13 protein-coding genes are annotated in these 13,257 nt (G+C 51.6%); 2 read left to right on the top strand and 11 right to left on the bottom strand.

Annotated features, from left to right (window positions below; all coding sequences use genetic code 11):
• Positions 1-2 precede the first annotated feature (2 nt).
• The 4 genes from ACTRC3_RS10420 to ACTRC3_RS10435 form a co-directional block, all read right to left on the bottom strand.
• Positions 3-374 carry an SDR family NAD(P)-dependent oxidoreductase gene (locus tag ACTRC3_RS10420; RefSeq protein WP_440323023.1) on the bottom strand — a complete coding sequence of 124 codons (372 nt, stop codon included), beginning with the start codon at positions 372-374 and terminating at the stop codon, positions 3-5.
• 132 nt (positions 375-506) lie between these two features.
• Entirely contained in the window at positions 507-1,268 is a 762-nt protein-coding gene (locus tag ACTRC3_RS10425) for an SDR family NAD(P)-dependent oxidoreductase (protein ID WP_440323014.1), read from the bottom strand.
• A gap of 10 nt (positions 1,269-1,278) precedes the next feature.
• Positions 1,279-2,268: a glycine cleavage T C-terminal barrel domain-containing protein gene (locus ACTRC3_RS10430; protein ID WP_440323015.1), complete on the bottom strand. Its 990-nt coding sequence runs from the start codon at positions 2,266-2,268 to the stop codon at positions 1,279-1,281.
• Between the two features lie 14 nt (positions 2,269-2,282).
• Positions 2,283-3,503, bottom strand: a complete 1,221-nt coding sequence (locus ACTRC3_RS10435) for a hypothetical protein (RefSeq protein WP_349163936.1) — start codon at positions 3,501-3,503, stop codon at positions 2,283-2,285.
• A 272-nt stretch (positions 3,504-3,775) separates the two neighbouring features.
• Here ACTRC3_RS10435 and ACTRC3_RS10440 point away from each other — a divergent pair, with 272 nt between their 5' ends.
• Complete coding sequence (locus ACTRC3_RS10440; RefSeq protein ID WP_349163937.1) at positions 3,776-5,290, top strand: PucR family transcriptional regulator; 1,515 nt, start codon at positions 3,776-3,778, stop codon at positions 5,288-5,290.
• A 209-nt stretch (positions 5,291-5,499) separates the two neighbouring features.
• Here the strand turns inward: ACTRC3_RS10440 and ACTRC3_RS10445 are convergent, their stop codons facing one another.
• The 7 genes from ACTRC3_RS10445 to ACTRC3_RS10475 all read right to left on the bottom strand — a co-directional run bounded on the left by ACTRC3_RS10445 (position 5,500) and on the right by ACTRC3_RS10475 (position 12,270).
• On the bottom strand, positions 5,500-6,705 hold the full coding sequence (locus ACTRC3_RS10445; protein ID WP_440323016.1) for an ROK family transcriptional regulator: 1,206 nt from the start codon (positions 6,703-6,705) through the stop codon (positions 5,500-5,502).
• A 198-nt stretch (positions 6,706-6,903) separates the two neighbouring features.
• Positions 6,904-7,680 (bottom strand): sulfite exporter TauE/SafE family protein, encoded by a 777-nt coding sequence (locus ACTRC3_RS10450; RefSeq protein WP_440323017.1) that lies wholly within the window; start codon positions 7,678-7,680, stop codon positions 6,904-6,906.
• A gap of 1 nt (position 7,681) precedes the next feature.
• Positions 7,682-8,116, bottom strand: coding sequence for a MarR family winged helix-turn-helix transcriptional regulator (locus tag ACTRC3_RS10455; protein ID WP_440323018.1), 435 nt, complete (start codon positions 8,114-8,116; stop codon positions 7,682-7,684).
• A 140-nt stretch (positions 8,117-8,256) separates the two neighbouring features.
• The gene (locus ACTRC3_RS10460; RefSeq protein ID WP_440323019.1) at positions 8,257-9,693 is read right to left on the bottom strand and encodes a DUF4367 domain-containing protein; all 1,437 of its coding nucleotides are present in this window, start codon (positions 9,691-9,693) and stop codon (positions 8,257-8,259) included.
• A gap of 53 nt (positions 9,694-9,746) precedes the next feature.
• Positions 9,747-10,223, bottom strand: coding sequence for a sigma-70 family RNA polymerase sigma factor (locus tag ACTRC3_RS10465; RefSeq protein WP_440323020.1), 477 nt, complete (start codon positions 10,221-10,223; stop codon positions 9,747-9,749).
• Positions 10,224-10,433: 210 nt separating this feature from the next.
• Complete coding sequence (locus ACTRC3_RS10470) at positions 10,434-11,108, bottom strand: hypothetical protein (RefSeq protein WP_440323021.1); 675 nt, start codon at positions 11,106-11,108, stop codon at positions 10,434-10,436.
• A 31-nt stretch (positions 11,109-11,139) separates the two neighbouring features.
• Complete coding sequence (locus ACTRC3_RS10475) at positions 11,140-12,270, bottom strand: hypothetical protein (protein ID WP_440323022.1); 1,131 nt, start codon at positions 12,268-12,270, stop codon at positions 11,140-11,142.
• 375 nt (positions 12,271-12,645) lie between these two features.
• On the opposite strand from ACTRC3_RS10475, the gene ACTRC3_RS10480 reads away from it, so the two are divergent.
• On the top strand, positions 12,646-13,104 hold the full coding sequence (locus tag ACTRC3_RS10480; protein ID WP_349163943.1) for a DUF2798 domain-containing protein: 459 nt from the start codon (positions 12,646-12,648) through the stop codon (positions 13,102-13,104).
• Positions 13,105-13,257 lie beyond the last annotated feature (153 nt).

Raw genomic sequence — 13,257 nt, forward strand, 5'->3', positions numbered from 1 at the left:
GCCTACGGCCACTCGTCTGTCTGCGGCATGGTGTAGGCAGCGACGGAGGAGAAATTGATCATCACGCCGCCCCCGGCCAGCACCAGATAGAATGCCTCGACCATATTGACCGTACCGGCCGCGTTGATACGGATAATATTTTCCGTCGCCGTGTCGCTCGGCGAGACGCCGGAGGTATGGATGACCTGCGTCACGTCACCGAGGGAAGCGGCGAACTCCGCCAACGCCTGCACCTGCGCGCGATCCGCGATGTCCGTTTTGCAAAGGTGCCTCTCCACGCCAAGCTCGTCCAGCTCCACTTTTGCCGCTTCCATCTTTGCGAGGTTGCGCCCCGCCAGCACGATCACGGACGTTTTTCCGAGTTCCTTACAGATCGCCTTTTCCCATGCCGCCGTGACCGCCTGTCACGACCGTAATTGTTTTCTTCATGTGTGACCTCCCTGATTTGGATACGGCACAGGCGGCTCTGTATAGGCCGCCTGTGCTGTGTTTTCGTTTGTATTCTTTCAGAAGCACGTCCAGCCGCCGTCGCATTTGAGTTCTTCGCCGTTCACATAGCGGGACTGGTCGCTGGCAAGGAATAAAATCGCATCTGCCAAGTCCTCCGGCATGGCCAGCTCGCCGGAGAACTCCAGCAGCTTGCTGGTCCTGCCGAAGCCGAACTCGTCGGCGGGCGGCATGACCAGCGGAATATCGGTCACGACGCCGCCGGGCGAGAGCGCGTTGCAGCGGATGCCCTCCTCCATGTACATGAACGCCGTGTTCTTCGTCGCCGCCAGCACCGCGCCCTTGCTCGCGCAGTAGGCCGCGCCCGCGGTCTGGTGCGTTGCGCCGACGGAGCAGATGTTGACGATTACACCGCCGTCGCCCTGTGCCAGATACTGTTTGCATTCCTCGCGCAGGCCGTACATCAGGCCGAACGTGTTGATGCGGAACGTCTTTTCCAGCATTTCATCCGACATATCGGCAATGGCGGTATTGTCGTCCATCACGCCCGCGCAGTTGACGGCAACGTCCAGCCGTCCAAACGTCTCGACTGCCTTTTTCACCATGCCCACGGCTACCGCCGGGTCGCCGCCGTCGCCCGCGTACCACGTCATTTCACCGGGAGCATCCTTGCATTCCTCGGCCAACTCCTTCAGGCGTTCTTCGCGGCGGGCGACCGCCACGACCTTCGCGCCCTCGCGGCAGAACAGCTCCGCCGTGGCGCGCCCGATCCCGGCGGAAGCGCCGGTCACGATGCAGACTTTACCATCTAATCTTCCCATAATGTCCTCCTCAGCAGAAAACCTTGTTTACGACAACAGCGGGCGAATCGTTGCAGCCGACGGTCAGCTCCGCGCCGTCGGGCACGTCCGCGCAGACGGTGGCGAAGCCAATGTTCTTGTTCACGGTATAGCCGTAGATGGTCTGCGCGCAGCGGCCGACCTCGACGCCGTACCAGTACACACGCTCCCAAATGGAGATATCCTCCGTCGATTCGCGGGAAAATTCCAGACCGACCATACGGTATTTCGGGTGCTCTTTCCGTGCCAGCGCCGCTTCTTTGCCGATAAAGTCCTTGTCGGCGGCGACCGCCCAGCCGAGACCGCACTCATACGGGCTTAAATGCTTGAAGTCCTGCTTCAGTGCAAAGCCCTTTTCCATCGGGATGGAACGGACGTAGACCTCGAGCGTCTGCAGCTCGCGGCCGCCGACGGACGCGACTGCCTTCAGCGCCAAGTCGTGAACTTCCGCGCTCTTGTCGAATGCGGAGTAGATCTCATATCCGTTTTCGCCGGTGAAGCCGGAGCGGTGGATATAAACGGGGATATCGCCGAGCTTCCGCTCACAGATGCCGAAGCGCTTCAGGTCGTCGACCGGCGCGTCCAGCATGGCGTTCATCGCCTTGAGGCTGTCCGGGCCCTGCACGGCGTACATATCCCAGTCGTAGGTGATGATCTTCGCGTGAATATCAGCCTCTCCCTTGTGCTGCTCGATCCACGGCAGCAGGCGCGGGCCGTAGAGGTCGGAGACCCAATACAGGCCGTCCGCCATGTGCATAACGATCACGTCGTCGATGATCTCGCCGTTTTCGTCCAGCGAGGCGGTGTATTTCGAGCGCCCGACGGCGACCTTAGAAATGTCGCTGATATAAATTTTTTGCAGGACTTCCAGTGCGTCCTTGCCGGTGATCTCCACCAGATCGTGCGTCCAGCGGTAGAAGCCGACCCCTTTGCGGATGGCTTCGGCATCGGCGCGCGCAACTTTGTCTTCCTTAAACAGCATATTCCCGCACCTCCTTACAGCATCCGCAGGTCTTCCTTGCGGATAACCTTGATGAGCATATCTTCCTCGTCACGGTCCTCAATGACGCAGGACCATTCCGGACTGACGAGCGTCTTTGCCGCGCCGTTCCACTGCGCTTCGTAGGCGTCGACCAGCTCGTCGAGCGGCGCCATCTCATAGCGTGCAGTGAAGTCCTCTGATTTGACCTTGATCCATGTCTCGTCCTTCGTCCAGCGCACCATCTCATACGGCACCTGCTGCACGTCGAGCATATAGCGGATATATCCGCCGAGGATCCGGCCGTCGTTCTCGTCCATCTCGTGTGGCACGCCGAGGTAGCTGCGCAGGCCCTCTTTGGCGAACGGATCGATGAACTGGTTCTTGCCGGCAGTCGCAAAGACGATACGGAACACGCGCAGGAACTCGTCTTCATCGGGGGCCATGTCCTTGATGGCCATCATCGGGAACTGGATGGACCAGACCCAGCCCATCTGCGCGACCCAGTGGTACGCTTTTTCGAGCGACGTTTCCTCGCCGAAGTTCTGCGTGTACTGCCCGTTGCGCAGGCACTGGCCTTCCTTGACCATACGCTCGCGCGGGGTGTCGTGGATGGGGTCGACGGGCTGCTGCATGTGGTCGAGCCATCCCTGCTTGGGAAGGCCGTACACGTCGCGGCGCTCCGCGACGACGCGGCAGTGCTTGTTGCCGCAGCCTCGGGCCTGACACATGTTGAGCGCGACCTCGTTCTCCGTGCCCTTGGAGGACGCGAGGTCGAAGTTCGCCGTGAACATACTGGTCGTCATGTTGCAGAGCTCACTGCCGACGATGTCCCACGGACAGGTGTCGAGCTCCTTTTCCACACGGTTGCGCGTGAACTGCACGACGCGGCCCGCCATGTTCTCCCACTCATCGCCGGAGTCGCCGGTGATGCCGCCGAGCCAGCTCGACTTTTCGCACAGCTCCGGGATGTTGAAGGCTTCATAGAGCGAAGCGTTGACATAGTTCTTCTGTTCCTCCGGGGTTCCCGCGACGGCCATATTCATCATGTTGGCGATGTCGCAGATGGCTTCTGTGCGTTTTTCCCAGCTTGGCTCGAAAATCCGCATGACCTGGAAAAGGTTGGCGGTCATGGCGGCGATCTGGCGGTTCAGCTGCCGGTAGGCTTCCTCCTCTGTGATGAGCTTGCCCCACGCGGTCGCGAAGCATTTCCTGGAATCCAGTTTTTCTTTCAGCATGGTATTCCTCCTATTTTGTTTTTACGATACATCTATTATAAGCCGCTGGACACACAGCGAAAATCCTACAAAAAGTTTGTTTTTTGCAGCTTGCAATCGTTCACTTTGTATACTGGAAAGTCATACAATTTGCAGGTGTGATTTTTGTGCAAAACAGCAATTTTAACGCGAATTCACATGCATAACCATTTAAATTGTACGGTTATGCATTGACAGTCAGGAGCAGTCGAAATATAATAAAATGAACAAAAATTTGAAATGAGGGACTGCTTATGAAGCTGTGCGCGGATATTCTCTATTGGAAGTTGAAGGAGGAACTGAAAGCCGTCGAGATGCACGGTGCTGGCAGCCAGGAATTAAAGCTGATCCGGCCGGAATTTTATCTCGACCAATCACAGACCTTTGAGAAAAACCGCGTCTACGTCTGTTCCGCCGATCACCTGCCCGTGCATCCGTCGCTGAACGAGAATGTGTGCCTCGTCTGCCTCGGGCAGCACTGGAATCTGACGACATTTTATAACCGGTGCAGCGTGATCGTCATCGAAGCCGACACGGATATTTTCCGCGTGTTTAATCTAGTGCAGCACATTTTTGATCGGTATGAAGCATGGGAAGAACAACTATGGCACATCCTCCGCCATGGAGCGGGTCTGCCGCAAATGCTGACGGCTAGCCGGGGCGTCTTTGAAAATCCAGTGCTGCTCATTGGCTCAGACTTCCGTTACCTAGCGGTTACGGATGAGGAATATTTTCAAAAGGATCTCGGCATCCGATTAGACACCGAAACCTTCGACGCAGAGAAAATGGCGACATTTTTGTCCCTGCATGATCTTTCTACCCATGTGCACGAGCCGCTCCTGCTGGAACTGCAAAATACGCGAACGTTGTCGGTCAATGTGTTCGATCAGGAGGAATACCTCGGCTGTCTTACGGTGTTTGAGGCGTTCCGGCCGCTGCGGGAGTCTGATCGGTCGCTTGCTGTCTTCTTTGCCAAGCTCCTGCGGCAGGCCATCCAGCAGAATCCTGTCCTGGCAAGTACCCGTTCCGCCGTCCGCCGTGCGCTGCGCAGCGTCATTGCCGGGCAGCCGGTCGATTTTGAGCTGCGGCGGGCGCTCAGCCAGGAAAATGGGAAGACGGACTGGGTCTGTGTCCGGCTCCAGCCGAAGGCCGGCGCAACTTTCCTGCCCGGCGCTTATCTTTCCGCCGCTCTGGAGGAACGGCATCCCGGCGCAATGGCGTTTGAATATGAACGTGCTGTCGTTGCATTTTTGCCCGCTGAACAGGCAGAAAGGGAAACAACGGCGCAGCTCTTGCCGCTGCTGGACAGGCTGGGACTGGTCTGTGGTGTTTCCAGCGTGTTTTCCAATTTGTATGAGACGAATCAGGCGTGGTTTCAGGCGTCCAGCGCACTGCAAAACGGGCTTTCGCGGGACGAGAGCAGCGTTGTATTCTATTTTCAGGACTATCTGCTGCCCCAGCTCCTGTCCGGTGCGTTGGCTGGCCGGCCCTCGTGGGTCTATTACCCGGACGGCCTGAAAAAGCTTAAGGCGCACGACGAGGGCTCGCAGGTCTCGTATCTGGAGACGCTGCGCGTCTACCTTGACAACAATCTTTCCGTTACCAAAACGGCGGCAGCGCTCTATCTGCACCGTTCGACGCTCTTAGACCGCCTCGCTCATATCACACAAATGCTCGGCTGCAACTTGAAAGACCCTGACTTTTGCCTTACCCTCGGTATCATTCTCAGAGCCGAGCTGGAGCAAAATCGGGTGAATCAATCGCATTAAGGCAAAGATGAACCTTGCATTTTTCTTCTAACACCCCCTATGTAGTTTGTTTTCCTACATAGGGGCGTTTTGCCTATTGTCCGCTTTTACTGTTCGGTTCAGATTTTGCATAGGGCGTTCTTTTATGAAAAAATACCCTTGACAAATCTCGTCTCATAACGCCCCATTTGATTTTTCTCATGTTAAAATCCTCCTCTTATATAAAAAATTCAAATTAACTCTCCGTTAAAAATTGCCGTCAGCAACGCGCCGGTACAGCCAATCCTTGTAGATTCCGTTCCGAAAAATGCCTTTACAATCGGAATCTTACGATATTTTCGAAATATCTGACGACAGTTCAGAATCTCTTCTGCCTGCAGCAGATAATAATCCGGAATCCACCACCCCTCATGTCCTATGATGACCCTCTGCGGATTGAAACTGTTGCAAAAACTGATAAGACCACATGCAAGCTTTTCTGTCATATCCGAAAAGATGACATCCATCTTTTTTTCCCGCTCTGTCCATTCCATTCCCTTTTCTTTTTTTACAAGCGCGTCCTCCATCTCACTGCAGAAGGCTGCAAAGGGTTTCCCATCGCCCGTAGCTTCCATAAGCCTTCTCTCTATGATATCACTCGATATATATTTTTCCAGACAGCCTCTGTTTCCGCAGTCGCAGGGAATCCCATTCCAGTCAATGCTGGTATGGCCCAGTTCACAAATCATACCGGTCCCGTTTTTGTACAACTCTCCATTTACGATTACTCCCACGCCCACGCCATTTCCCAGACCCACATAAAGGAAATCATCGCAGTCGCTGCCACTGCCGTAATACTTTTCCGCAATCGCGGCACAATTACATTCTCCGTCAAAATATGTCGGCAGATGATATCGCGTCTGAATTTTTCGTTTCACTTCCAAATCATGAAGTCCATAAAAATCGATGGGCGTCAGAATTTCTCCATAAAGCGTATCCACCGGTCCCATGGAGCCAATTCCAATCCCGAAAATCTTTTCCTCCGGAAATGTATCCAATATCTCATCAATCGACCGAAATATATGAGGGAAAAACTCTTCCGCCACGTTTTCGTTCATCTGGTATTCCAGTTTTTTCAGAACCTGCAAATGCATATCACAGAGAAAAACACTGCATCGTTCCCGATGAATATGCACACCAATCAGCTTCGGCGCCCTGTGGGAAATACAAAGCTGAATCGGATTACGTCCCTTTCCATCCACCTGCATTTTTTCCCGTTCTTCCAGAACTCCCTGCTCCAGAAACTCATTGACGATATAGGTCACTGTCATTTTTGACAACCCGGTTTGCTGCGCCAGCTCGATGCGCGAACTGCATTCCCCCGTGGCGATAAGCTGGAGAATCAGCCCCCGGTTTTGCTGCTTCAGTCTTGTGTTGTTGACTCCTGTTTTCGGCATAAAAGCTGCCTCCCAAGTAAATATCTTTTCTCTATCTGTATTCATAAAACAGTTTTACTTTATCTCTATTTATATAATACATTGCTCTTACTATTTGTCAAGATAAAAGTAAATTCATTTTACAAATACACTAAAGAGCACAAAAAAAGTCCCCGAAGCTGCTCCGAGGACTTTTTTGTACCGAATTCACTCTCTTTTTTACGCAAACATGGAAAATGCCATAACCACGCTTCCGAGAATCACCAGAATCACACCCGTCACCCGGTTCAGGGTCTTCGGGATCGCTTTATTGGCAAACACCGCCGCGATTCGCGCCCAGAGCAGGGTAAAGATCACGCAGAGAATCCAGACCGTCCAGTCCGGCGTGCCACCGATGGCGAAATGAGATACCGCTCCGGTAAATGCTGTGAAGGCCATGATAAACACACTGGTTCCCACCGCTGTCTTCAGCTCGTAGCCCAGCACCGAGGTCAGGATAAGAAGCATCATCATACCGCCGCCTGCGCCCACGAAGCCGCAGATAAAGCCGATGAAGATACCACAGACCACGGACTGAATCGCCCGCTTCTTCGCGGATACGCCCTGCATGGCCTCCTTCGTGGTCATAACCGGCCGCACGATGAATTTGATGCCCAGCAGGAAGGTCATAAAGACAGAAAAGGTTCCCATGGTCGTGGACGGCACCAGACTGGATACCCAGCTTCCCACCACCGTAAATACCAGCACACTGACCATCATAATCAGACCGTTTTTCACATCCAGATTTCCATTTTTCTTATAGGTATAAGCGGATACGGCGCTGGCCAGCACATCCGAGGAAAGGGCGATGCCCACCGCCATATAGGGCTCCATTCCCAGAAATGTAATCAGCATGGGGCTGATGACCGCCGCTGCGCTCATACCGGCGAATCCGGTTCCCAGGCCTGCGCCCATACCGGCAAAAAAAGTCACAAGTAAAGTAAGTAAGATTTTCATTTTAATATTCTCCCTTCAGGATTTCTTCTGCGTTTTTTCCAATGCTGTCCAAAGCCTTCATAAAAGCCTTCCGGGCTTCCTGATCCATTCCGTCAAACAGCTTTTCCCAAAAAGCCTGCTGCATTGCCCGGCCCTCTTCCATCAGTGATTTCGCCTTTTCTGTACAAATGAGCTCCGTCTTCCGTCGATCCATCGCCACACTCCGGCGCTCCAGATATCCCTCCTGCACCAGCCGATCCACATTGACAGAAACAAGATTAGCCTTGATATTCCGCACCTCTACGATATCACGAGCTGTCCTGTATTCCGGGTTATTGCCGAGAAACATCAGAATATCGAAGGCCGTCTGGGGCAATCCCAGCTTTCTGCACAATGGCTTACACATGGCATTATAAGCCAGCAGAAGCTTCCTTGGAAATTCAATTTCCGTAACCATTTGATTCTCCTTTTATTCTTTTTTGAATAGTTCGTTTTTGAACAATTATAACACAGAGAGCAATAAATGCAAGAGAAAAGACCGGAAAAACAGATTCCGATCTTTTTTCTCTCATATCCAAATCTTTACTTATAACTATTTTACTTCCGGATATCTACCATCCATCCATTTTCCAGCGCGCTCTGCGCTTCGCCCGTGCCGTCCAGGTTCAGATACATTTCGCCAAGCTTGTCTGCAGGAACCGCAAACGCTTCGTGAACGGTGACCGTCTCGCCGGGTTTCAGCGTATCAATGTAATTGTTCCCCCGCTCGCCGCCGCGAACGTCGTAGGCGCCGACTTCAGCCGTCAGCATCAGGCCTTCCTCCACGACATAGTCCCACTCATCGCCTGCAGCGGGTGTTTCCAGTTCCCGATGCCATACGCTCGCCCGGTCGCCTTTGGTCTCCAGAAGCTGGATTGAACCGTTGTACATGATATCGGTCAATATGTCGCTTCCGGTATTGGTATATTCAACGGTCACGTAGATCAGCTTATTTTTGGATTTTTCCGTCTTTACTACCTGAGCCAGGGTATCGACACCGTCTCCTTCCCGGATATAGGAAATGGTGCTGCTCTTCAGGTTTCCATTTGCGTCAAAGGCGGTGGCTGCGTCCGTGTCCAGCATGCCCTCCGGCAGGATGTTTTTGTTATCAGCCACCTGTACATCCGTCACCTTCGCAGTCAGACCCGGTAATTTCTCCAGGCCGTTATGTTCCATAGAAAGCGTCGCGCCGATACTCTCGGCTTTTCCAAGCAGTTCCTTTGAAAATGTCATTTCTACCGAATCGGAGCTTTCTTCCGCCAGTGCGTTTTCCTTTTCCGCATCCAGATACCTGCTCCAGTTATAGCAGAGCATCACATCGTCCCCGACGGTCTCTTCGGTGGGCGTCACAGTCACACCCTGGGCGATTTTCAGGGCCTCTTCCTTGGATATATCGGAGCTTGCCAGCATTTCCATCACCAGATGCTCCTCCGGGTAGGCCACATACAGACTCTGATTGTAGGCGTCCAGCGCCTTTTTCAGATAGACGCCGTTGCGGCCGTTCACCTTCATCTCTTCTTTTTCCACCACATTATAGTTCAACGCTTCAAAGGATGTATCTCCGGTATCCATGTAATAGCAGCCAATGGTCACTCCGCCCCGGCCATCCCGGTAGTTGTATTTGCCCTCTTCCGTCTGTACCATGCCGTCGGGCAGATAGGAAGCCTGTATCTTCACGTAATGCTCCGAGTCCCCAGACGCCACAGTGCCGTCCTGTGCGCCGTCCTGACGCTCCTGCTTCGTCTCGTAAGCATATTTACCTACCTGGTTATTTTTCAGGCCATAGAGAACCCCTGCAAATACCGTAGTACCAAGGGCCAGTGTGGCCGCTGCCACAGCCATGACCAGCCGTTTCTTTGGAATATGGCGTCCGGTTTTTCGATTTCCGGGAAGCATATCCGGTTTTGCCAGCTGCTTTTCTACCTCCTGTTCAATCATCTGCCGCATCTCCTCCGGCATTTTGGGAAAATCACGGTTCATATTTTCTAATTTCATACCCTGCTCCGTCCTTTTCTTTTTACTAAAATTTGTTCTACATTACATTCCTTTTACTGCGCTGCCCGTTCGGCCAGTTCGTTTCTAAGCCGCTGTCTGGCCCGGGCCAGGCGGTTTTTCACGGCGCTTTCTGTGGTCTCCATCATAGTCGCAATCTCCCGCACACTGTACCCATCCAGATAGTAGAGAGTCACGCTTAACCGCATCTCCTCCGACAGCCGGTAAATGGCCTCATAGAGCTCCGAATAATCCTTTTGCTCCTCCGCCTTTTCCTCCTGTCGGTAATCCTCCAGGAATACGACGCGCTTTTCCCTCCGCATGACGCCGTAGCATTCATTGATCAGAATCCGCATGAGCCAGGTTTTCGCATAAGCGTCCTTTTTCAATGTATATAATTTGGAAAATGCCTTTACAATGGCCTCCTGAATGGCGTCGGCGCAGTCCGCGTCGCTGTATAACAGGGTCTTGGCCACATGATACATGGCGTCCTCCGATGCCAGGATCAATTCTCCCAGTTCTTCTTTTTTCATAGTTTCCTTCCCGCCGGCTTTGGTTATTTTGTTGCGCGCTGCATTTGCTTTACATAGATTAGATGCATGGGAACAGGGTTTGGTCGCATGCGTCCGGAAAAATTTTATTTCCACTGTATTATATCAAAAAACGGCTGTCCGGATCCTGCTACAGATCCATTCAGCCGTTTTTATTATTTCACTTTCTATTTTCCAAAACAGTCCCCTGCCTTAGCCGCCATAATCACTGTTGACCTTATAATGGATCCTCAGGAACGCGCACATCTTATCTTCGAAATCCATCTTTCGTTCGCTTCCTTCTTCCTCCTTCACCTCGATGGTATACTCATCGTAATGGAAGAATCCGCCAAAGGAAAAACTGCCCGTGGCAATCACATTTCCATCGTAATCAAAGATCCGCATGATATCGTCATCGGCCAGATAATCTTTTGGATTGCCATCTGCGTCCATGAATACCGTATACCAGTCCCTTTCCAGGGTATCCGTTTCCAGGATCTGCTTCTGGGCGTAACCCAGACAGTTATCGTTCATGTCATAGTATCCGTAGGTGTTGCCGCTGATGACCCCCTCCACATCGTTGATGGGCTCGTCGGTCACATAGCGCAGATAAAACCAGGATTCGTCACTGCCGGTGCTGATGGTGTATTTACTGTCCCAGAAGCCCCGCTCCTGTATGTGTCCGGCTGCCTGTCCGTCTGCCCAGATATCCGAATCCGCCACGATATCATCCAGATCCCCCTTCATGGTAAGGACACTGGCATTTTTAAGAGCCTCCTGCCCTTCATCCGTGGGCGGCAACTCCTCCTTTGAACTGCTGCAGCCCGTCACGGCCAGAAGCAGCACCGCCGAAATGAAGGCTGCACCAAACTGTATCTTTCTTTTCATAGCATTCTCCTTTATCGGAAATGTTTCAGAACTATGCGTTCTCCTTCTCGTCGTCTCTCGCAATCTCCCGCGCCACCATAATGGCCATTGCAGTCAGCAGAGGCAGATACTGCTCCTCATAGCAGATGACCACAGAATTGTCAAAGACCACATTTTTCAGGGTAAATTCCAGATTCTCCATGATACTGCCCAGCATCCGGTCATTCAGCAGGACGAAAAAATTATGCCCCAGGGAGCCTGCGTACTCCCGCAGCACCAGCTTACCTTCTTTGACATTCATGGTAAAGGTATCCCTGATCAGCTGAAACTTCTTTTCCAATCTGCCATACTCCTCTCCCCGGTAATAGAAATCGTAGGTGGGAAGGGCGTGGAGGATCCGTTTTTCCACCCGGAAAATCTCGGTATTCTGAGCGTCATAGATGTAAAACTGCTTCAGCGGCATGGTTCCCTCGATATGGTAAATCAGTTCGCCATCTTCGTTCCGCAGATCAAAGCGCTGTCCCATGAGCTTGAAATCCTCAGTAAAGGTGTAAACTGTGGAAGGCCTGGACTCCAGCACCGGAAGTACCTCTCCCGTCTTTACGAAATGCTCCATGCTTTCCTGCAGATCCTTCTGCATCAGCATAATGTCTGAATGATAACAGATATAGGCCGCAGCATTGGTTCCGAAATTCTCATTTAACGGATGCAGAGGCTCAGTGATTCTTTCTTTTATCATACTTGTCAGGAACGAATAACCGATATAACCCAGATTGCCGTCGCCGGTCAGCCAGAAATACAGGTAATCTCCCTCGCTGCTGGGGCCAAAAGCCAATACGGGCCGTCTCATGGTGAGGAACTTTGCCAGATAGCAGGAGCCCAGAGGTGTGGGCACATCTTTATAGGCCTCGTAAAACTCTTCAATTTTCCGGGGACGATCCATGGCAATCATCTGTACCATATCCGTGGACGAGTTATAGCTGTCCGGTGACGCCATCATCCACATGGCGACGCCGATAATCAGAATTACCGCACCTACACTGATGAAAAACCTGCTGTAATAGCCTTTCACAATAAACATGGCTCCGGCCACGATCACTGCCAGGCTCAGAAGCCGATAAATCACGTAACGCAGCTTCAGGCTCGCCGACATATCACTGAATTTCATTCTTTCCTCTGACATGAGCTTCCCCTCCTTTGTCTATCCTGCCCAAATTATCTGGGACTGTATGTCTCAAAAGTAATGCTAAAAATAGTGCCAACTGCAACCATTCGGCACAGTTCGGCGCTATTATTTTACCAGTTTATGGATAATTTGTAAATTCTATTATTCCTTCCATATTTATTTTCCAAAGTATAATGTGTAACATGTAAAAGTAATTTGTTATAATTTTTTCTTGACATTTGAATCCCTTTTTCCGTATAATAAGCGGCGGACAATTTCACAGAACAAATCAGAACTGGTATAGAATTGGAAACGACACAAGCGCTTCGCTCTTGATAACGAACAACACATGTGTCTTTTTTGTACCCATTTTTCGAAAAGGAGAACAATTTTATGCCAAAAACAAAATTTCAAAATGTCATTTTCACTCTTATGATGGCTTTCCTCATGGTCTATGCTATGATCTGCTACAACATTTCCCTGAATATCGGAGAAATGAGCAATCAGGTCTTTCTGATGGCTTTTCATGAAATGGTCATCATGTGGCCGATAGCTTTTATCCTGGAGTTCTTTGTGGTTGATAACCTGGCTCACAAGCTCGCTTTCCGCATGGTAACGCCGCAGGATCGCCCGATCGTTATCACGCTGGCTATCTCTGTCATGATTATCTGCATCATGTGTCCGGTCATGAGTCTGATTGCAACCCTGCTCTTCAAAAACGCCGGCTCTCAGTTTATTGCTGTCTGGCTGCAGACCACTTTCATGAATTTCCCGGTGGCTTTCTTCTGGCAGCTGATGTACTGCGGACCGTTTATCCGACTGATTTTCCGGAAAATGTTCCCGGAGAAATAAGTGATATTGAAGGGGATTCCAAAGGATTTTCCCCTTGCATAAAATCGTCTGTATCTGCACCATTCCTGAAAAACAGTTGCAAATACAGACGATTTTTTCACAAAAATTGAATTCTATTGCATTAAATCGCATCCAACGCCTGGGCGATATCCG

This window comes from Laedolimicola sp. (assembly GCF_051972735.1).
Taxonomy (GTDB): Bacteria; Bacillota; Clostridia; order Lachnospirales; family Lachnospiraceae; genus Laedolimicola; species Laedolimicola intestinihominis.

Bases quoted from the DNA above. Each gene is read 5' to 3' on its own strand.
- ACTRC3_RS10425 (WP_440323014.1), bottom strand. From the start codon at position 1,268: ATGGGAAGATTAGATGGTAAAGTCTGCATCGTGACCGGCGCTTCCGCC.
- ACTRC3_RS10430 (WP_440323015.1), bottom strand. From the start codon at position 2,268: ATGCTGTTTAAGGAAGACAAAGTTGCGCGCGCCGATGCCGAAGCCATC.
- ACTRC3_RS10435 (WP_349163936.1), bottom strand. From the start codon at position 3,503: ATGCTGAAAGAAAAACTGGATTCCAGGAAATGCTTCGCGACCGCGTGG.
- ACTRC3_RS10440 (WP_349163937.1), top strand. From the start codon at position 3,776: ATGAAGCTGTGCGCGGATATTCTCTATTGGAAGTTGAAGGAGGAACTG.
- ACTRC3_RS10445 (WP_440323016.1), bottom strand. From the start codon at position 6,705: ATGCCGAAAACAGGAGTCAACAACACAAGACTGAAGCAGCAAAACCGG.
- ACTRC3_RS10450 (WP_440323017.1), bottom strand. From the start codon at position 7,680: ATGAAAATCTTACTTACTTTACTTGTGACTTTTTTTGCCGGTATGGGC.
- ACTRC3_RS10455 (WP_440323018.1), bottom strand. From the start codon at position 8,116: ATGGTTACGGAAATTGAATTTCCAAGGAAGCTTCTGCTGGCTTATAAT.
- ACTRC3_RS10460 (WP_440323019.1), bottom strand. From the start codon at position 9,693: ATGAAATTAGAAAATATGAACCGTGATTTTCCCAAAATGCCGGAGGAG.
- ACTRC3_RS10465 (WP_440323020.1), bottom strand. From the start codon at position 10,223: ATGAAAAAAGAAGAACTGGGAGAATTGATCCTGGCATCGGAGGACGCC.
- ACTRC3_RS10470 (WP_440323021.1), bottom strand. From the start codon at position 11,108: ATGAAAAGAAAGATACAGTTTGGTGCAGCCTTCATTTCGGCGGTGCTG.
- ACTRC3_RS10475 (WP_440323022.1), bottom strand. From the start codon at position 12,270: ATGTCAGAGGAAAGAATGAAATTCAGTGATATGTCGGCGAGCCTGAAG.
- ACTRC3_RS10480 (WP_349163943.1), top strand. From the start codon at position 12,646: ATGCCAAAAACAAAATTTCAAAATGTCATTTTCACTCTTATGATGGCT.